18 protein-coding genes are annotated in these 17640 nt (G+C 59.5%); 6 read left to right on the top strand and 12 right to left on the bottom strand.

What is annotated here, in order from left to right:
- The first annotated feature begins 10 nt into the window (after positions 1 to 10).
- Positions 11 to 865 carry an SDR family oxidoreductase gene (locus D8779_RS06450; RefSeq protein ID WP_136663614.1) on the top strand — a complete coding sequence of 285 codons (855 nt, stop codon included), beginning with the start codon at positions 11 to 13 and terminating at the stop codon, positions 863 to 865.
- Positions 866 to 881: 16 nt separating this feature from the next.
- On the opposite strand, the gene D8779_RS06445 is transcribed toward D8779_RS06450, so the two are convergent.
- From D8779_RS06445 to D8779_RS06420, 6 genes are all read right to left on the bottom strand, one after another.
- A complete protein-coding gene (locus tag D8779_RS06445; RefSeq protein WP_136663613.1) occupies positions 882 to 1616 on the bottom strand; it encodes a putative periplasmic lipoprotein in 735 nt (244 codons plus the stop codon).
- A 48-nt stretch (positions 1617 to 1664) separates the two neighbouring features.
- Positions 1665 to 2045 (bottom strand): RidA family protein, encoded by a 381-nt coding sequence (locus D8779_RS06440; protein ID WP_136663612.1) that lies wholly within the window; start codon positions 2043 to 2045, stop codon positions 1665 to 1667.
- Between the two features lie 148 nt (positions 2046 to 2193).
- Positions 2194 to 4302: a bifunctional GTP diphosphokinase/guanosine-3',5'-bis pyrophosphate 3'-pyrophosphohydrolase gene (gene spoT, locus D8779_RS06435; RefSeq protein ID WP_136663611.1), complete on the bottom strand. Its 2109-nt coding sequence runs from the start codon at positions 4300 to 4302 to the stop codon at positions 2194 to 2196.
- A gap of 60 nt (positions 4303 to 4362) precedes the next feature.
- Positions 4363 to 4626: a DNA-directed RNA polymerase subunit omega gene (gene rpoZ / locus D8779_RS06430; RefSeq protein ID WP_090240710.1), complete on the bottom strand. Its 264-nt coding sequence runs from the start codon at positions 4624 to 4626 to the stop codon at positions 4363 to 4365.
- A gap of 114 nt (positions 4627 to 4740) precedes the next feature.
- Positions 4741 to 5361, bottom strand: coding sequence for a guanylate kinase (gmk, locus tag D8779_RS06425; protein WP_136663610.1), 621 nt, complete (start codon positions 5359 to 5361; stop codon positions 4741 to 4743).
- Between the two features lie 48 nt (positions 5362 to 5409).
- Entirely contained in the window at positions 5410 to 6273 is an 864-nt protein-coding gene (locus D8779_RS06420) for a YicC/YloC family endoribonuclease (RefSeq protein WP_136663609.1), read from the bottom strand.
- A gap of 140 nt (positions 6274 to 6413) precedes the next feature.
- Between D8779_RS06420 and rph the strand changes: the two genes are divergently transcribed.
- Positions 6414 to 7136, top strand: a complete 723-nt coding sequence (gene rph, locus D8779_RS06415; protein WP_136663608.1) for a ribonuclease PH — start codon at positions 6414 to 6416, stop codon at positions 7134 to 7136.
- Positions 7137 to 7174: 38 nt separating this feature from the next.
- Complete coding sequence (locus D8779_RS06410; RefSeq protein WP_136663607.1) at positions 7175 to 7546, top strand: DUF4870 domain-containing protein; 372 nt, start codon at positions 7175 to 7177, stop codon at positions 7544 to 7546.
- A 58-nt stretch (positions 7547 to 7604) separates the two neighbouring features.
- Here D8779_RS06410 and D8779_RS06405 read toward each other — a convergent pair whose 3' ends face one another.
- A complete protein-coding gene (locus D8779_RS06405; protein ID WP_136663606.1) occupies positions 7605 to 8384 on the bottom strand; it encodes an exodeoxyribonuclease III in 780 nt (259 codons plus the stop codon).
- 92 nt (positions 8385 to 8476) lie between these two features.
- Between D8779_RS06405 and pyrE the strand changes: the two genes are divergently transcribed.
- Together pyrE and D8779_RS06395 are read left to right on the top strand one after the other, a co-directional pair.
- Positions 8477 to 9118, top strand: coding sequence for an orotate phosphoribosyltransferase (gene pyrE / locus D8779_RS06400; protein WP_136663605.1), 642 nt, complete (start codon positions 8477 to 8479; stop codon positions 9116 to 9118).
- 22 nt (positions 9119 to 9140) lie between these two features.
- Entirely contained in the window at positions 9141 to 9734 is a 594-nt protein-coding gene (locus D8779_RS06395; RefSeq protein ID WP_136663604.1) for a DUF4124 domain-containing protein, read from the top strand.
- A 121-nt stretch (positions 9735 to 9855) separates the two neighbouring features.
- Here the strand turns inward: D8779_RS06395 and argB are convergent, their stop codons facing one another.
- The 4 genes from argB to coaBC are packed head-to-tail and all read right to left on the bottom strand — an operon-like array spanning position 9856 to position 15128.
- Entirely contained in the window at positions 9856 to 10761 is a 906-nt protein-coding gene (gene argB / locus D8779_RS06390) for an acetylglutamate kinase (RefSeq protein ID WP_136663603.1), read from the bottom strand.
- Positions 10762 to 10793: 32 nt separating this feature from the next.
- The gene (locus D8779_RS21045; RefSeq protein WP_136663602.1) at positions 10794 to 13391 is read right to left on the bottom strand and encodes a phosphomannomutase/phosphoglucomutase; all 2598 of its coding nucleotides are present in this window, start codon (positions 13389 to 13391) and stop codon (positions 10794 to 10796) included.
- A 44-nt stretch (positions 13392 to 13435) separates the two neighbouring features.
- Complete coding sequence (gene dut, locus D8779_RS06380; RefSeq protein ID WP_136663601.1) at positions 13436 to 13891, bottom strand: dUTP diphosphatase; 456 nt, start codon at positions 13889 to 13891, stop codon at positions 13436 to 13438.
- Between the two features lie 28 nt (positions 13892 to 13919).
- Positions 13920 to 15128, bottom strand: a complete 1209-nt coding sequence (gene coaBC, locus D8779_RS06375; RefSeq protein ID WP_136663600.1) for a bifunctional phosphopantothenoylcysteine decarboxylase/phosphopantothenate--cysteine ligase CoaBC — start codon at positions 15126 to 15128, stop codon at positions 13920 to 13922.
- 203 nt (positions 15129 to 15331) lie between these two features.
- Here coaBC and radC point away from each other — a divergent pair, with 203 nt between their 5' ends.
- On the top strand, positions 15332 to 16006 hold the full coding sequence (gene radC / locus D8779_RS06370; protein ID WP_136663599.1) for a RadC family protein: 675 nt from the start codon (positions 15332 to 15334) through the stop codon (positions 16004 to 16006).
- On the opposite strand, the gene D8779_RS06365 is transcribed toward radC, so the two are convergent.
- Positions 16003 to 17592 (bottom strand): ABC transporter substrate-binding protein, encoded by a 1590-nt coding sequence (locus tag D8779_RS06365; RefSeq protein WP_136663598.1) that lies wholly within the window; start codon positions 17590 to 17592, stop codon positions 16003 to 16005. The genes radC and D8779_RS06365 overlap by 4 nt on opposite strands.
- Positions 17593 to 17640: the final 48 nt, after the last annotated feature.

The raw sequence follows: 17640 nt of genomic DNA, 5'->3' as shown, positions 1-17640 counted from the left end.
AGGAATGCGCATGACGCTGGGTAAAACGCTGCTAATCGCCGGTTGCGGTGATGTCGGTGGCCGTCTGGGGCAGCAGCTGAATACTGTGGGTTGGACGGTGTATGGCCTGCGCCGCTCGGTGGCGTTGCTGCCGGAGGGCATTCGTCCGGTTGCCGCTGATCTGCATGCTGACGCCTGCCCGGCCGCCTGGCCGAGCGAGGCGCTGGATTACCTGGTGTATTGCGCGGCGGCTAGTGAGCACGACGAAGCCGGCTATCGCGCGGCTTATGTCGATGGCCTGCGCCATGTGCTCGGCTGGCTGGCGCAACAGGGCCAGCGGCCTAAGCGGCTGCTGTTTGTCTCCAGCAGCGGCGTGTATGGCCAGCAACTAGGTGAGTGGATCGACGAAACCTCCCCGGCAGAAGCCGAGAGCTATTCTGGGCGGATCATGCGTGAAGCCGAGCAGATGGCCTTGCACTGCGGTCTTCCAGCCAGCGTGGTAAGGCTCACCGGCATCTACGGGCCCGGCCGCGAGTGGTTGCTCAAGCAGGTGCGCCAGGGGTGTCGGGTGGTCAGTGAGCCGCCACTGTACGGCAACCGCATTCATGTCGATGACGCGGCCGGGCTACTGGCTTATCTGCTGCAGGCCGATGCCGGTGGGGTGCTGCTGGAGGATTGCTACATCGGCGTCGACAACCAGCCAGCGCCGCTGCATGAGGTGGTGGCATGGTTGCGCGAGCAGCTGGATGTCAGCCATTGGTCCGAGCAGTCGACGGTGCGCCGTTCTGGCAGCAAACGTTGCAGCAATGCGCGCGCGCGCGCCCTGGGTTGGGCGCCACACTATCCAAGCTACCGCGAGGGTTACCGGGCGATTCTGGCGCAGTAGTAACGTTCAGCGCGGCTTAGCGCTTGACCAGCAGCCAGCGCTGCTGGCCTTTGTAGAAGTTAGGCACTTCATCGATCTGTGAACGATTGAGTGCCTGGAAGATGCGCAGCTGATTGCCTTCGCGCTCGAACAACCAGCTTTGCCCTTGGTCGCCCAGTTGCAGCCAGAGGCTGTCGAACTCACCGCTCATGGCCGCGCAATCACCGGCTAAACACAACGCATAGCGCTCGGCGCCCGGCAGACCTTGCAAGCCACCATCGGCTTGGAACACCACTAAACCGCCTTCGCCAAGCCCCTCCTTAATCAGCCAGGTGCCACCCAAGTAGGCGCTGTATAAAGCGTGCTCGAAGCTGCTGCCAAGTGGCGCAATGGGGTCGGCCGCTGCCGCTACACGGACAAAACGCTGCTCGGGCCAGGCATCACTTTGCGCCTGCAGCAGTTCGCCGTCCGTGACGCTCAGCGACTCGTGAAAATCACCTTGGAAGTGCACGCTTAGATGGCCGTCAGCCTGACGTTCAAAGGTGCCTTCGCCGCGCTCAAAACCGTTGCTGAACCGAGCCTGTTGGCGCTGGCTGTCGATCTGCCATTCCAGGTTTGGACCATAGGCGAGCAGGGCTTCACGCAGATTGCCATCGTCGACAGCCGCGTCGATAACCGCTTGGTTAACCCATGTTCCGCTGGGGTCTTGTGGCGTGCTGGCGCACCCGCTAAGCAGGGCGCTGGAGATCAAGGCAACAAATAGACCGCGCATGGGCGCATCCTCAAAAAGAGCGGGGCGGTTATGACCCCGCTGAGGGACTTATTCGATAACCAGAATAGCGTCCATTTCCACCTGTGATCCGCGCGGCAGCGCGGCAACGCCGATGGCGGCGCGGGCAGGGTAGGGTTGCTCGAAGTAACGGCTCATCACTTCATTGACCGTGGCGAAATTCGACAGGTCGGTAAGGAAGATGTTCAGTTTGACGATGTCCTTGAACGAGCCGCCGGCCGCTTCGGCAACGGCTTTGAGGTTCTCGAACACCTGCACGGTTTGGGCTTCGAAGCCTTCGACCAGCTCCATGGTTTTCGGGTCCAGCGGGATCTGCCCGGACATGTAGACGGTATTGCCCGCCTTGATCGCTTGGGAGTAGGGACCGATGGCGGCCGGGGCTTTGTCGCTGGTGATAACGCTCTTGCTCATGGGAACTCCTACAAAACGGTTTAGGGAAACGTGGCAATGACGCATTGAGTGCGTACTGCCAGTTAGATTGCCTAGGGTGGGGGAAAGCCACAGGTACTGTCAAAGTACAGCTGGGTTGAAAGTCGGCGAATGTGAGTGGTGTGATGTATCAGCCGCGGGCGCGGGTGATGCGTATAACCCCAATCAGCCCGCGCAGCTTTCTGATCACCCGTGCCAGGTGCACGCGGTCATGCACGCTAACGACGAGCTGTACGACGCTGATGCGACCATCGCGCTCATCCATGCTGATCTTCTCGATGTTGCCATCGGCGGCATTGACGCTGCCGGCTAACAGGGCGATCAGGCCGCGCTGATGCTCCAGCTCGACGCGCAGCTCGACATTGAACTCGCCGGTAACATCTTTGGCCCAGGACAGCTGAATGCACTTTTCTGGGTTATGGCGGATTTCGCCAATGTTCTTGCAGCTATCCAAATGCACCACCATGCCTTTACCGGCAGACAGATGGCCGACAATCGGGTCGCCTGGGATCGGTGTGCAGCACTTGGCGTAGCTCAGCACCAAGCCTTCGGTGCCACGAATCGCCAGTGGACCTTCACTGCTCGGCAGGGTCTCGTTGCTGTCGCTGAGCAGGCGGCGCGCCACCACATAAGCCATGCGGTTGCCGAGGCCGATGTCTTCCAGCAAGTCTTCAATGACTTCTTGATGGTATTCGCTGAGTACCGCCTGCACCCGCTCGGGCGAGAGCTTGTCGACACGGCTGTCGAAGCTGGCGAGCACTTTGTTCAGCAGGCGTTCGCCGAGGCTGATGGATTCTGAGCGGCGCTGCAGTTTCAGTGCGTGGCGAATGTGCGTACGCGCCTTGCCGGTGACGACAAAGCTCAACCAGGCCGGGTTTGGCCGTGCGCCAGGGGCGCTGACGATTTCCACCGTCGAACCACTTTCCAGCGCTTGCGACAGCGGCGCCAGGCGACGGTTGATCCGGCAGGCGATGCAGGTGTTGCCGACATCGGTGTGTACGGCGTAGGCGAAGTCGACCGCGGTGGAGCCTTTCGGCAACTCCATGATGCGGCCCTTGGGCGTGAACACGTAGACCTCGTCGGGGAACAGGTCGATCTTCACGCTCTCAATAAATTCCAGCGAGTTGCCGGCGCGTTGCTGCATTTCCAGCACGCCCTTGACCCATTGCCGCGCGCGGGCGTGGCTGCCCTTGGGCTGGTCTTCCTCGTTGGATTTGTACAGCCAGTGCGCGGCGATGCCGTTGTTGGCCAGCTCTTCCATCTCGCGGGTGCGGATCTGAATCTCGATCGGCACACCGTGCATGCCGAACAGCGTGGTGTGCAGCGACTGGTAACCGTTGGCCTTGGGTATCGCGATGTAATCCTTGAAACGGCCGGGCAAGGGCTTGTACAGGTTATGCACGGCGCCGAGTACGCGGTAGCAGGTGTCGACCTTGTCGACGACGATGCGGAAGGCGTAGACATCCATGATTTCGTTGAATGCCCGACGCTTGCCGCGCATCTTCTGATAGATGCCGTAGAGGTGTTTCTCGCGGCCCGACACCTCGCCTTCCATGCCTTCGCGTGTCAGGCAATGGGTGATCGACTCCTCGATCTTGTTGACGATTTCCTTGCGGTTGCCCCGAGCGCGCTTGACCGCTGCGCGAATGCGCTCGGAGCGCATCGGGTGCATGGCTTTAAAGCCCAAGTCCTCGAACTCGATGCGCATGCTGTGCATGCCCAAGCGGTTGGCGATCGGCGCGTAGATTTCCAGGGTCTCTTTGGCGATGCGTCGGCGTTTTTCACCGGACAGCACTTCCAAGGTGCGCATGTTGTGCAGGCGATCAGCCAGCTTGACCAAGATCACGCGGATATCGCGGGCCATGGCCATGGCCATTTTCTGGAAATTCTCGGCCTGGGCCTCGGCTTTGGTCTCGAAGTTCATCTGGGTCAGTTTGCTGACCCCGTCGACCAACTCAGCCACAGATTCACCGAACTGAGCGTCCAGGGCTTCTTTGGCGATGCCGGTGTCTTCGATCACGTCATGCAGCATGGCGGCCATCAGGCTCTGATGGTCCATGTGCATATCAGCCAAGATGCTCGCCACCGCTAGGGGATGGGTGACGTAGGCTTCGCCGCTGCGGCGGCGTTGGCCGTCGTGGGCTTGTTCGGCGTAGAAATAAGCACGACGGACCAGGTTGACCTGGTCACCGTCGAGGTAGGTCGAAAGTCTGTCGGCGAGGGCGTCTATGCTCGGCATGGGATTTCCCCTTGCCGATTCAGATAGCTCTGCGCCTGACGACGTCGACCCGGCATAGGCTTACAGAGGCTCGTTCGCCTCGTCCTCGAATGCAGCAAACAGCGGCTCTTCTTCGACGATTTCGTCTTGGGCGATGACGTCGTAGCTCATCAGGCCAGCGGCGATTTCACGCAGCGCGACCACGGTTGGCTTGTCATTTTCCCAAGCCAGCTTCGGCTCTTTGCCACCGGTAGCCAGTTGGCGCGAACGCTTGGTGGCGAGCATGACCAGTTCAAAGCGGTTCTCAACGTGATCCAGGCAATCTTCGACGGTAACGCGAGCCATGGTGTTCCTCGTAGCAAATGCGTAATAGAGCTAGGCCCAAATGGGCGAGCGGACTGAATAGTCTAAAAAATCACCAGCATTAAGGGAAGCATTGATTTGCCGGCGAGTGATAAGTCAGACCAGTAACTCGCTGAGCAGGCCACTGTGGCGCTGCTGTTGCGGGCTTTGCAGCAATTGATTGGCGCGGAAAATCGCCTTCAGATCACTCAACGCGTGGGCGAAGTCATCATTGATCAGCAGGTAGTCGTATTCGACGTAATGGCTCATCTCGCTGACGGCCTCGCGCATGCGCTGTTCGATGATTTCGCCACTGTCCTGGCCGCGATTGGTCAGGCGGTGGCGCAATGCCTCCTGGGTCGGCGGCAGGATAAAGATGGATTTCGACTCTGGCATTAGCCGGCGCACTTGTTGGGCACCCTGCCAGTCGATTTCCAGAATCAGATCAAACCCTTCGCGCAGGGTTTGTTTAACCCATTCCTGCGAGGTGCCATAAAGGTTGCCGAAGACTTCTGCGTGCTCAAGGAACTCGGTCTTGTCGAGCATGGCGTGAAACTGCTCGCGGCTGGCGAAGTGGTAATTCACCCCGTCCACTTCACCTGGGCGCATGGCGCGGGTGGTGTGCGAGACAGAAACGCGAATCTGCGCTTCGCTGTCGATCAGCGCTTTGACCAAGCTGGTCTTGCCCGCGCCAGAGGGGGCAGAAATGATGTAAAGGGTGCCGGTGGTTATGCTCATGGATCAATCCTGGAACGCGTTGTTCGAAGAGTAGCAGTGGCGTTTGGCTTACTCGATGTTCTGCACTTGTTCACGCATCTGTTCAATCAGTACTTTGAGGTTGACCGCTGCCTGGGTGCTGCGGGTATCGAAGGCCTTGGAGCCGAGAGTATTGGCTTCGCGGTTGAGTTCCTGCATCAGGAAGTCCAGGCGGCGCCCAGCTTGCCCGCCGGTTTTCAGTACGCGGCGCACTTCTGTGACGTGCGTATTGAGACGGTCGAGCTCTTCGGCAACATCGCTTTTCTGCGCCAGCATGACCAGTTCTTGCTCCAGTCGCTGCGGGTCAAGTTCGGCGTGCATTTCTGCGCAGCGGTCGAGAATTTTCTGGCGCTGAGCGGCCAGCATCTGCGGCACTAACTCGCGTAAGTCAGCTACTTGGTCAAGGATGCTGTCGAGGCGTTCGTTGAGCAGCTTGGCCAGCTCGGTACCTTCGCGTCCGCGACCGTTTTTCAATTCATTCAGTGCCTGGGTGAACAGGCTCAGAGCGCTTTGGTTGAGAGCTTGCGGATCAGCTGCGTCGGCCACTAGCACGCCTGGCCAGCCAAGCACTTCCAGTGGATTGAGTGCGGCGGGCTGCTTGATCAAGTTGGCAACGCTTTCGGCAGCGGCGACCAGCTGCGCCGCGCGCTCCAGGTCGACTTGCAGCGCTTTGCCGGCGTTGTCATCGCTAAAGCGCAGGGTGCATTCGACTTTACCGCGTGACAGGCCATTGCGCAGGGCTTCGCGCACTGCGCCTTCGAGGTCGCGAAAGGCTTCCGGCAGACGCAGGTGAGGTTCTAGGTAGCGATGGTTGACCGAGCGCAGCTCCCAGCTCAGGGTGCCGTTGGCGCTCGCCTGTTCGGCGCGGGCGAAGGCAGTCATGCTGTGGATCATGGAGCGAACCTCGCGAAAAGTCGGAATGAAAGGCGCAAGATTGTAGCGCAGTGCGTCGGTCGCTCCCAATTCGGCATGTCAGCGCAGCCTTACGGCCCTATAATGGCCGGCAGATTTTTATTCAAAGTAGGTATTTCTAAATGAAACGTCCCAGTGGCCGCGCCGCCGATCAGTTGCGCTCGATTCGTATCACCCGCAACTACACCAAGCATGCCGAGGGTTCGGTTCTCGTGGAGTTTGGCGATACCAAAGTGATTTGCACGGTCAGCGTCGAGTCGGGCGTACCGCGCTTCTTGAAAGGGCAGGGCCAAGGTTGGTTGACTGCCGAGTACGGCATGTTGCCGCGCGCTACCGGTGATCGTAACCAGCGCGAAGCCAGCCGTGGTAAGCAGGGCGGTCGTACCCTAGAGATCCAACGCCTGATCGGCCGTTCGCTGCGCGCTGCGCTGGATATGTCGAAGCTGGGCGAAAATACCCTGTATGTCGATTGCGATGTGATCCAGGCCGATGGCGGTACCCGTACCGCATCGATTACTGGTGCCATGGTGGCCGTGATCGATGCGCTGAAAGTGATCAAAAAGCGTGGCGGCCTCAAAGGCGGTGATCCGCTCAAACAGATGATTGCCGCTGTTTCGGTGGGCATGTACCAAGGCGAACCAGTATTGGACTTGGATTATCTGGAAGATTCGGCCGCCGAAACTGACCTTAACGTAGTGATGATCAGCACCGGTGGTTTCATCGAAGTGCAGGGCACCGCCGAAGGCGCGCCCTTCCAGCCCGCTGAGCTGAATGCCATGTTGGCGTTGGCGCAGAAGGGTATGAATGAGCTGTTCGAACTGCAACAAGCAGCTCTGGCTGACTGATTGAGCTTTACTACAAGCCATCACGCAGGAGAAGCACCATGAGCGAAGAGTCCCAAACGCCACAACCGGTTCCCGGCCCTGAGGCCCGCCAGTGGGCGATGTTCTGCCACTTCGCAGCCTTTCTCGGCCTGGTTTTCCCCTTTGGCAATCTACTCGGACCTTTGATCGTCTGGCAGATCAAGAAAGATCTCGATCCGTTTGTCGATGCACAGGGCAAGGAAGCGCTGAACTTTCAGATCAGCGTGGCCCTGGCCGCGTTGTTGTGTTTCCTGCTGATGGTTGTGGTGATCGGCTTTCCGCTGCTGGTGCTGGTCAGCATTGCGGCCTTGGTGTTGACCATCATTGCCGGGATCAAGGCCAATGAAGGCCAGGCCTATCGTTATCCCTTTGCTTGGCGCTTGGTCAAATAGCGTTGCGCAGATACAAAAAAGCCGGCGTTCAGCCGGCTTTTTTGTGGTCGCTAATTGGTTATACGCTGAGAATCCAGTCGTAATCGGCGATCAGCGGTGCGTGCTGCGAGAAGCGCGGCTGACGCGGCAGGCGCGCGCTACGGATGCTGCGACGCATGCCCGGTGTGAGCAGTTGATAGTCGAAGCGATAGCCCAGGTTGAGTAGCTCGGCTTGCTCACTGTCTGGCCACCAGCTGAACTGGTCGCCTTCGCGGCTGACTTCACGCAGCGCGTCGACATAGCCCATGGTGCCGACCACTTCGTCCAGCCAGGCGCGCTCGGGCGCCAGGAAACCGGGCGATTGCTGGCAGTCGCGCCAGTTTTTCACGTCGATTTTCTGGTGTGCCACGTAGAGCGAGCCGCAATAGATGTATTCGCGGCGCTTGCGGCGCTGTTTATCCAAATAATGGGTGAAGTCGTCCATGAACTTGAATTTCTGATTCAAGCTCTCATCACCCTGTTGCCCGGAGGGCATAAGCAGGGTGGCAATACTTACTTTGTCGAAATCGGCCTGCAGGTAGCGCCCATAGCGGTCAGCCGTTTCAAAACCCAGACCACTGATTACCGCCTTGGGTTGCAACCGCGAATACAGCGCCACACCACCTTGGCTTGGTACTTCAGCATCGCAGGCATAGAGGAAATAGCCATCCAGTTGGAGGGCTTGGTCGTCCAGTTCAAAGGCGGAGGCGCGGGTGTCCTGCAGGCAGATGACGTCGGCATTCTGTGCTTGCAGCCAACTGAGCAAACCACGCTCGACTGCCGCATGAATACCATTCACGTTCACACTGATGATCCGCATAAATGGCCCCAAAAATCACGTGCGTGTATGATACCCGAGCTCATCCCTATTAGCTAAATTCCTAGTAAAGCCGTGCCGTCCGGGACTTTTTCATGCAAGCGTACCAACGTGATTTCATCCGTTTTGCCATCGAGCGTGGGGTTCTGCGCTTTGGTCAGTTCACTCTGAAGTCCGGGCGTATAAGTCCCTATTTCTTCAACGCTGGGCTGTTTGATAGCGGTTTGGCCCTGGCGCAGCTTGGGCGGTTCTACGCGGCGGCGATAGTCGACAGCGGGATCGATTTTGATGTGTTGTTTGGTCCGGCTTACAAAGGTATTCCGTTGGCGGCGACCAGCGCTGTTGCGTTGGCGGAGCACCATCAGCGCGATATGCCTTGGTGTTTCAACCGTAAGGAAGCCAAAGCCCACGGCGAAGGCGGCACCCTGGTTGGTGCGCCGCTGGCGGGTAAAGTGCTGATTATTGATGACGTGATCACCGCCGGTACGGCGATTCGCGAAGTGATGCAGATCATTCAGGCGCAGGGCGCACAGGCAGCCGGTGTGTTGATTGCGCTGAATCGCCAAGAACGTGGCCAAGGCGAGCTTTCTGCTATTCAGGAGGTTGAGCGCGACTACGGTATGCCCGTGGTGAGCATTGTGTCGCTCGAGCAAGTACTGGAATATCTGGCAGAGAATGCTGAACTCAAGCAGTATCTGCCAGCGGTACAAGCCTACCGAGCTGAATACGGAATCTAACCTGTCGATAAGGTGCAGCATTGTGCATAGATCTGTCTTGACCCGCTGTTCGCTGTTGCTTGGCCTACTGTTGCCGGTTGTGGCAGGTGCGACCGAGCTGTACCGCTATGTCGATGACAAGGGTATCACCGTACTAAGTCGTCAAGGTGTGCCGCCGGAGCACATCCGTAGGGGCTATGAAGTGTTGAATGAGCAGGGCCGGGTGGTCAAAGTCATTCCGCCGGCCCCCAGTGCCGAAGAAATGAAGCACATTCTTGCCGAGCGCGCGCGCGCCAGTTCTGATGCGCAGTTGCTACGGTTGTACAGCACCCCGGAAGACGTCGAGCGTGCTCGTCAGCGCAAATTGGCCGAGCTTGATGGTCTGATTGGCGTGGCGCGCAGCAATCTGCAATCGGTGCGTACTCAGCAAGCCAACCTGCAGAGCCAAGCCGCCGATCACGAGCGCGCGGGGCGTGAAGTGCCGGCGCACCTCTTGGCGCAGATTGACAACCAAAAAGCTGAACAAGCGCGCCTCAAAAGCGACATTTTGCGCTACCAGGCTGTGCGCAAAGAGGCTGATGTCAGTTTCAATGCCGACCGTGATCGGCTCAAGGTATTGCTGGGCCGCAACCAGTAGCTCATCGTCCGCTGGCGCAGCGTCGCGTATTCGCTCTCAAGCAACTTGTCAGTTTTTGCCGCAGGCATAAGGCGTGCGAGTCAGTCGCGATCACGGCCTGACTCGCGGTTATGCCCGTGCCTTAATGACGTCGGCGGTTGCAGATCAAGGTGCCTACGCCGCTGTCAGTGAAGATTTCCAGCAACACGGCGTTAGGGACGCGCCCATCAATGATGTGTGCGCTGGTGACGCCACCCTGTACCGCCTCCAGAGCGCAGCGAATCTTCGGCAGCATGCCACCGTAGATAGTGCCATCGGCGATCAAACTGTCGACCTGCTCGGTGTTCAAACCAGTGAGAACTTCGCCCTGCTTGTCCATCAGGCCGGCAATATTGGTCAGCAGCATCAGCTTCTCGGCTTTTAACGCTTCGGCGACCTTGCCAGCCACTAAGTCAGCGTTGATGTTGTAGGACTCGCCATCCGCGCCAACACCGATCGGTGCGATCACCGGAATAAAGTCGCCCTTGACCAGCATGTTAAGCAAATCGGTATTGATCCCGGTGACTTCACCGACATGACCAATATCAATGATCTCAGGCTGGGTCATTTCCGGTGTTTGCCGGCTGACCGTGAGTTTTTTGGCGCGGATCAGCTGGGCATCTTTACCGGTCAGACCGATGGCGCTGCCGCCGTGTTGGTTGATCAGATTGACGATGCTCTTGTTGACCTGGCCGCCGAGGACCATTTCCACCACATCCATGGTCGCCGTGTCAGTAACGCGCATGCCATCGATAAAGTGACTTTCGATAGACAAGCGTTTGAGCAGGTCGCCGATCTGCGGACCGCCGCCATGCACCACGACCGGATTAATGCCCACGGCCTTCATCAGCACGATGTCACGGGCGAAGCCTTGCTTAAGCTCTTCGCTTTCCATGGCGTTGCCGCCGTATTTGATCACCAGGGTCTTGCCCACGAAGCGGCGGATATACGGCAACGCTTCGGACAGTACTTTGGCGACGTTGGTGGCGGCATCACGTTCGAGGGTCATGCAGGACTCCAGTGTAGGTATTCGCTAATCAATCAAAACGGTAGGTTGAGGTCTGGCGCCGCGCTGTAGAGCTGCGCACGAAAGACCTCCTTGATCCGCTCGAGCTCTTCTTCGGTTTCCGCCTCAAAGCGCAATACCAGCACCGGTGTGGTGTTGGAGGCGCGCACCAAGCCCCAGCCCTTGGGGTAATCGACGCGCACGCCATCGAGGTTGGTGATATTACCTTCACCCCATACGCCGTCGCGTTGCAGGCGTTCGATGATGCTGAACTTGCTCTGCTCGGTGACTTCGATGTTGATTTCCGGGGTGGAAATATCGTTAGGGAACGCGCTGAACACATGGTCGGCGTCGCGGCGGTCCTGGCTAAGGATTTCCAGCAGGCGGGCGGCGGCATAGATGCCATCGTCAAAGCCGAACCAGCGCTCCTTGAAGAAAATATGCCCGCTCATTTCACCGGCCAACAGCGCCCCGGTTTCTTTCATTTTCTTCTTAATCAGCGAGTGACCGGTCTTCCACATCACCGGGCGGCCGCCATAGCCACTGATCAGCGGGGTCAGGCGGCGCGTGCATTTGACGTCGAAGATGATGTCAGCACCGGGGTTGCGCGACACCACGTCCTTGGCGAACAGCATTAGCAGTCGGTCCGGGTAGACGATGGTGCCTGTGTTGGTCACTACCCCGACGCGATCGCCGTCGCCGTCGAACGCCAGGCCAATATCGGCTTTCTCGCTTTTAACCTTGGCGATCAGATCCACCAGATTCTCCGGTTTGCCGGGATCTGGGTGGTGGTTGGGGAAGTTGCCGTCGACTTCGCAGTACAGCGGAATCACCGAGCAGCCCAGTGCCTCAATCAGCTGAGGAGCGATCACCCCAGCCACGCCATTGCCGCAGTCGACTACCACGCGCATGGGTTTGGCCATGGCGATGTCGTCGCGAATCTGCTTGAAGTAGCGATCCAGCACGTCAACCTGCTCGACGGTGCCCACGCCGCTGGCCAGGTCATTGTTGTCGATGCGCGTTTTCAGCGCTTGAATCTGCTCATTGGCCAAGGTGTCGCCGGCGATGACGATCTTGAAACCGTTGTAGTCGCGCGGGTTATGGCTGCCGGTGAGCATCACCGCCGATTTACCAGTGAGGATGTGCCCGGCGTAATACACCACGGGTGTGGGTACCATGCCGACATCGCTGACATGGCAGCCGCAATCGAGCAAACCTTGAATGAGTTGTTGCGCCAGCTCTGGGCCGGACAGGCGGCCGTCACGGCCGACCGCGATGTTTGGCTCACCTTGGGCGATGCTTTGCGAGCCGATAGCGCGACCGATCCAGTAAGCGGTTTCAGCACTCAAGGTGCGGCCGACCACGCCACGAATATCGTAGGCGCGGAAGATATCGGCCGGCAGCTTCGGTGCTTTTACCTGCGCGGGGGCGGGAGTCGGCTCATGGAGGCCGAGTAGGTCTTGGTCTTCGTCGAGAATGTCGATGTCGAGGATGTCCGTGTCTTGAAACAGTGGGTCAACCATGGCGCTTACAGGCGCCTGCATGGCTGCGCGTTCGGGGTTCGCTGTGCCTGAACTCGCGGGTGCCGGGGCTTGTTCGCTAGCGCGGCGTGGCAGGCGTGCCAGGCTCTGCGCGAGGATATCCAGGGCCGGTAGGCTCAGGCTGAAAGCTTTGACGGCCTTACCGGCGGACAGTTCCTTGAGCATCTGGCCCAGTTGCAGCACATCGGCGTGTAAGTGACTTTGCAGGCGGCTTAGCACCAAGTAGAGGCCGACAATAGCCCCGACCAGAGCCAGCAGTCCGGCTATAGCCAGCAGCAACGGTGATAACACCGAGTTGGTTAGCGACGAGCCGGGGATGAAGCTGATCGTCCAGTTGGGGTTGCCGGTGCTGAATACCTGCGCGGTGCCCTGTGCTTGGCCGCGCTCTGCGAGTACCTGAGCGGCGGTATTGTTGAACTGCTGAATCAGCTGGATCTGGCCGATCTCTGCGGGCATTACCGGCAGGCTAGTGAGCAGGCGCTCCAGGTCTACGGCCAGCAGCAGGGTGCCATGCAGCGGCTCGCCTTCACTCAGGCGCAGTGGCGCGGCGCTGTAGACCAGCCAGCGTTGGCCCACCTTGTAGGCTTCTGGTGCGGGTGTTTGCCCATTTTCGACGCGGCGCAGCATATCCAGCGCCGCAAAGTTCATCGGTGCGCTGCGGCCCATGTCCTGCACGGCCTGGCTGCGCGCGTTGAGGTGGGCGTCGACAACCCCGTTCCAGTATGTGAGGTTGCGTTCGGCCGCGCGGATTTGCTCGATATCCTGACTTTGCACCGCCTGCAGCAACTGTGGGTTACGCGCAGCTGCCTGGGTGTCTGCGCTCAGTTGCTGCAGGGCCGACTGCAATACAGTGGCTTGGCCGCCGCCCCAGGCCTGGCTGAGCTGTTGCAGCTGTTGTTGATTGGCACTGTTGAGCGGGCCAAACCAAAGCAGTGCGCCGGCCAGGATAATGCCGAGTAACGCCGCCACCACGCCAGGCAACAGGGCATTTAAGCGGGAGTTGCGTGCTTTCGGGGCAGCGGGGGCACTGGTCAGCTGGGCGCTTGGTGTCAGCGTTTCAGCATCCTTGGCAGTGCGCTTGAAGAGTTTCATGCAGCGTCTCCTCGGCAATTCATCCTGGAATTAGGGTGGGGCAATCAGTGGCTGCCGGAGTGGCCAAAGCCACCTGCGCCGCGCTGGCTTTCATCGAACTGTTCGACCAGCTCAAAGTGAGCTTGCACCACCGGTACCAGAATCAGTTGGGCAATACGTTCGCCAATCGCGATGGTGAAGGCGCTTTGTCCGCGGTTCCAGCAGGACACCATCAGCTCGCCCTGATAGTCAGAGTCGATCAAGCCGACCAGATTTCCGAGAACAATGCCGTGTTTGTGTCCTAGGCCCGAGCGCGGCAGGATCATCGCAGCCAGGCCAGGGTCGCCGATGTAGATCGACAGGCCGGTAGGGATAAGCACGGTTTGCCCCGGCTCGAGTACCAGTTCCTGTGTGAGCATGGCGCGTAGGTCAAGGCCGGCGGAACCTGGAGTGGCGTAGTGCGGCAGGGGGAATTCGTTGCCCAGGCGCGGGTCGAGAATTTTGGCTTGTAAGGCGTGCATATCAGGCTCTGTGGTCAGTGAGTAGGCGTCAGTCGCGCGTGCAGCGTTCTGCAATAAAGCTCACCAATTGGCGAGCGATTTTGCTTTTGCTGGTCTGGGCGAAGCTGCTCTGCTGCAATTCACGGTCGATGATGGTGATGGCGTTTTCTTCGCTGTTGAAGCCGATGCTCGGGTTGGCCACGTCATTGGCAACAATCAGGTCAAGATTCTTGTCCTTGAGCTTGCGCGAGGCGTACTCCAGCAGGTTTTCGGTTTCGGCGGCAAAGCCGACGCTGAATGGCCGGTCGGCGCGGGTAGCTAGGGTGGCGAGAATATCGGGGTTGCGCACCATTTGCAGGAGCAAGCCGTCGCCGCTGCTGGGGTCTTTCTTCAATTTGTGTTGTGCGACCACTTCTGGGCGGTAATCGGCGACAGCCGCGGCGGCGATCAGGAGGTCACAGGGCATTGCCGCTTCACAGGCCGCGAGCATGTCGCGGGCGCTGGTGACGTTGATGCGGGTAACGCGTTCGGGTGTGGGCAGGTGCACCGGACCGCTGATCAGGGTGACCTTAGCGCCCGCCTCTGCGGCTGCTTCAGCCAGGGCAAAACCCATCTTGCCGGAGCTGTGGTTGGTGATGTATCGCACTGGGTCGATATTTTCTTGGGTGGGTCCGGCGGTAATCAATACATGCTTGCCGGTTAACGCCTGGTGCTGGAAACAGTCGGCGGCGCATTGCACCAGCTGTTCGGCTTCGAGCATGCGGCCCAGACCGATATCACCGCAAGCCTGACTACCAGCCGCAGGGCCGAACAGGTGCAGGCCGCGCTGTTGCAGCAGGTGCGCGTTGGCCTGGGTGGCGGGGTCGCGCCACATGGCCTGGTTCATCGCAGGTGCCAGGGCGACGGTGGCATCGGTGGCCAGCACCAAGGTGGTCAGCAGGTCATCCGCCACGCCTTGGGCCAGGCGCGCCATCAGATCAGCCGTGGCGGGGGCAATCAGGACCAGGTCGGCCCAGCGCGCCAGCTCGATATGGCCCATGGCGGCCTCGGCCTCAGGGTCGAGCAAGTCAAGGTGTACCGGATGCCCGGACAGGGCTTGCAACGTCAGCGGAGTGATGAATTCACGGCCGCCTTTGGTCATGACCACGCGCACGTCGGCATCCTGGTCCTTGAGTCGGCGAATCAGCTCAGCACTCTTATACGCGGCAATACCACCGCCTACGCCAACAATGATGCGTTTCCGATACAGCCGCTGCATAGGCCTGCCTTTTATAAAGTTGGCTTTTGTCAAAGAAGGTTATAGCGCAGCGCCGACACCTCCCCAGGCCAGGCGCGACGCAAAAGTTGGGCTACGATAGCACAGAGCCTGCAGCGGAGTAGCGCTGCCAAGTGCCTGCCAGGCTTGGCTTTGCGGTGCTTGGGTGCGACGACTTGGCGCTCGGTAATGCACAAGGAGGTGTGATGAGTATTCGTGACTGGCCGGCGGCAGAGCGCCCGCGGGAGAAACTCCTGGCCCAGGGCGCGGGCACCCTGACCGATGCCGAATTACTGGCGATTTTTCTGCGCACCGGGGTGGCCGGGCAGAGTGCGGTCGATCTGGCGCGCCATCTACTGGGCGACTTTGGCAGTTTGCGCGCGCTGTTGCAGGCGGATCTGCCGTCGTTCAGTCAACGTTTGGGGTTGGGCCCAGCTAAATTTGCTCAGTTGCAGGCCGTGCTGGAAATGGCGCGACGCCATTTGGCCGAGCAATTGCGCCGAGATTCAGCATTGGAAAGCCCACAGGCCGTGCGCGATTACCTGAAAGCGCTGCTACGGCATGAGCCGCATGAGGTGTTCGGCTGTCTGTTTCTTGATGCCAAGCACCGCGTATTGGCCTTTGAGGCCTTGTTTCATGGCTCCATCGACAGCGCCAGCGTTTATCCCCGGCAGGTGGTCAAGCGGGCGTTGGCACATAATGCTGCGGCGCTGATTTTGACTCACAACCACCCGTCCGGCGTCGCTGAGCCCAGTCAGGCGGATCGGGTGTTAACCCGTCGCCTGAAAGAGGCTCTGGAATTGGTGGATGTGCGCGTAATCGACCACTTTATCGTTGGCGACGGTGAGCCGCTGTCGATGGCCGAGTACGGTTGGCTCTAAGGCGTAAGGCGCACCTTGGAGAAGTCCTGGCGGCCGAACGGGCTGACCTGATACCCCTCGACCTGCTTGCGCGTCAGTGCGTAAGCCGTCGGGTGAGCCAGCGGCAACCATAGTGCTTGTTGCTGGATGATCTCTTGCGCTTGCTTATACAGCTGGCTGCGCTGGGCTTGATCGCTGGTGCTCTTGCCATCACTGATGAGTTTGTCCAGTTGCGGGTCGCAATAGCGGGCGAAATTCAGCCCAGACTCGAGTGAGGCGCAGGCAAATTGCGGTGTGAGGAAGTTGTCTGGATCACCGTTATCGCCGGCCCAGCCCATAAATAGCAGGTCGTGCTCGCCGGCTTTGGCACGGCGAATCAGCTCGCCCCATTCGATCACGCGAATTTCTGCCTTGATGCCGATCTTGCCCAGGTCCGCCTGTAGCAGTTGTGCGCCCAGGCTCGGGTTAGGGTTGAGCACGCTGCCGGTGGGGCGGGTCCAGATGGTGGTGCTGAAGCCATCGGCTAGGCCGGCCGACTTCAGCAATTCGCGGGCTTTTTCCGGGTTGTGGGGGTAACCGGGCAGCTCGCTGGCGTAGCTCCAGGTATTGGGCGGATAGGGACCATTGGCGGCCTCGGCGCTGTCCTCGAACACCGCCTTCAAATAGCTACTTTTATCGAAGGCCAGGTTAATGGCCTGGCGCACGGCGGGTTGGTCGAGTGGTGGGTGCTGGCTGTTGATGCCGACGAAAGCGGTCATAAAGGCGGCGGTGCGCGCGCTCTGCAGCGTGTTATCGCCGCTAATCGCCTGCACATCCTGCGGTTTCGGCGAGAGGGCTATATGACACTCACCGCGGCGCAATTTCTGTAGGCGCACATTGGCGTCGGGGGTGATGGCGAACACCAGGTTATCCACCGCGGGTTTACCCGCGAAGTACGTTGGGTTGGCGCTGTAACGCACGCTGGCATCTTTCTGGAAGCGTTTGAAGACGAATGGCCCCGTACCGATTGGCTGGCTGTTGAGTGTGTCCGGCGTGCCGGCAGCTAGCAGTTGCGCGGCATACTCGGCGGAATAAATAGACGCGAAACCCATGCTCAGGGTGGCGAGGAAGGTCGCATCTGGGCGATTGAGGCTAAAGCGCAGGCTATGTTCGCTGGTTTTCTCGATGCTGTTGATCAGGCTTGGTAGCTGCATCGACTGAGCATGCGGGTAGCCGCTCTGCGCGACCTTGTGCCATGGGTGCGCCGGGTTGAGCATGCGCTGAAAGCTGAACAGCACGTCATCTGTATTCAGCGGGCGGCTGGGGGTGAAATAGTCGGTGCTGTGAAAGCTCACATCTGGGCGCAGGGTGAAGCTGTAATGCAGGCCGTCCGGACTGACCTCCCAGCTTTTGGCAAGGCTTGACTGTAACGTGCCGCTGATCGCGTCGAAGTCCACTAGGCGGTTCATCAATACGTCGGCAGATGCGTTAGTGGTGGTCAGGGAGTTGTACTGCACCACATCGAAGCCATCCGGGCTGGCTTCGGTGCAGACGCTGAGCGTGCTGGCTTGGGCCAGAGCAGGAGCCAGTAGCGGAACCAGCAGTAGCGGTAGGAGGGCGAGGCGCATGACAAGCTCCTGAAATGAGGTGGCGCGTGTGCGAAAGCTTTACCCTAG

It is taken from the genome of Pseudomonas leptonychotis, from assembly GCF_004920405.1.
GTDB lineage: Bacteria > Pseudomonadota > Gammaproteobacteria > Pseudomonadales > Pseudomonadaceae > Aquipseudomonas > Aquipseudomonas leptonychotis.
Note: the sequence above shows the minus strand (reverse complement) of the source record. Positions and strands in the feature narration are given on the sequence as shown.

Coding starts and splice junctions, on each gene's coding strand:
- D8779_RS06450 (WP_136663614.1), top strand. CDS start 11: ATGACGCTGGGTAAAACGCTGCTAATCGCCGGTTGCGGTGATGTCGGT.
- D8779_RS06445 (WP_136663613.1), bottom strand. CDS start 1,616: ATGCGCGGTCTATTTGTTGCCTTGATCTCCAGCGCCCTGCTTAGCGGG.
- D8779_RS06440 (WP_136663612.1), bottom strand. CDS start 2,045: ATGAGCAAGAGCGTTATCACCAGCGACAAAGCCCCGGCCGCCATCGGT.
- spoT (WP_136663611.1), bottom strand. CDS start 4,302: ATGCCGAGCATAGACGCCCTCGCCGACAGACTTTCGACCTACCTCGAC.
- rpoZ (WP_090240710.1), bottom strand. CDS start 4,626: ATGGCTCGCGTTACCGTCGAAGATTGCCTGGATCACGTTGAGAACCGC.
- gmk (WP_136663610.1), bottom strand. CDS start 5,361: ATGAGCATAACCACCGGCACCCTTTACATCATTTCTGCCCCCTCTGGC.
- D8779_RS06420 (WP_136663609.1), bottom strand. CDS start 6,273: ATGATCCACAGCATGACTGCCTTCGCCCGCGCCGAACAGGCGAGCGCC.
- rph (WP_136663608.1), top strand. CDS start 6,414: ATGAAACGTCCCAGTGGCCGCGCCGCCGATCAGTTGCGCTCGATTCGT.
- D8779_RS06410 (WP_136663607.1), top strand. CDS start 7,175: ATGAGCGAAGAGTCCCAAACGCCACAACCGGTTCCCGGCCCTGAGGCC.
- D8779_RS06405 (WP_136663606.1), bottom strand. CDS start 8,384: ATGCGGATCATCAGTGTGAACGTGAATGGTATTCATGCGGCAGTCGAG.
- pyrE (WP_136663605.1), top strand. CDS start 8,477: ATGCAAGCGTACCAACGTGATTTCATCCGTTTTGCCATCGAGCGTGGG.
- argB (WP_136663603.1), bottom strand. CDS start 10,761: ATGACCCTCGAACGTGATGCCGCCACCAACGTCGCCAAAGTACTGTCC.
- D8779_RS21045 (WP_136663602.1), bottom strand. CDS start 13,391: ATGAAACTCTTCAAGCGCACTGCCAAGGATGCTGAAACGCTGACACCA.
- dut (WP_136663601.1), bottom strand. CDS start 13,891: ATGCACGCCTTACAAGCCAAAATTCTCGACCCGCGCCTGGGCAACGAA.
- coaBC (WP_136663600.1), bottom strand. CDS start 15,128: ATGCAGCGGCTGTATCGGAAACGCATCATTGTTGGCGTAGGCGGTGGT.
- radC (WP_136663599.1), top strand. CDS start 15,332: ATGAGTATTCGTGACTGGCCGGCGGCAGAGCGCCCGCGGGAGAAACTC.
- D8779_RS06365 (WP_136663598.1), bottom strand. CDS start 17,592: ATGCGCCTCGCCCTCCTACCGCTACTGCTGGTTCCGCTACTGGCTCCT.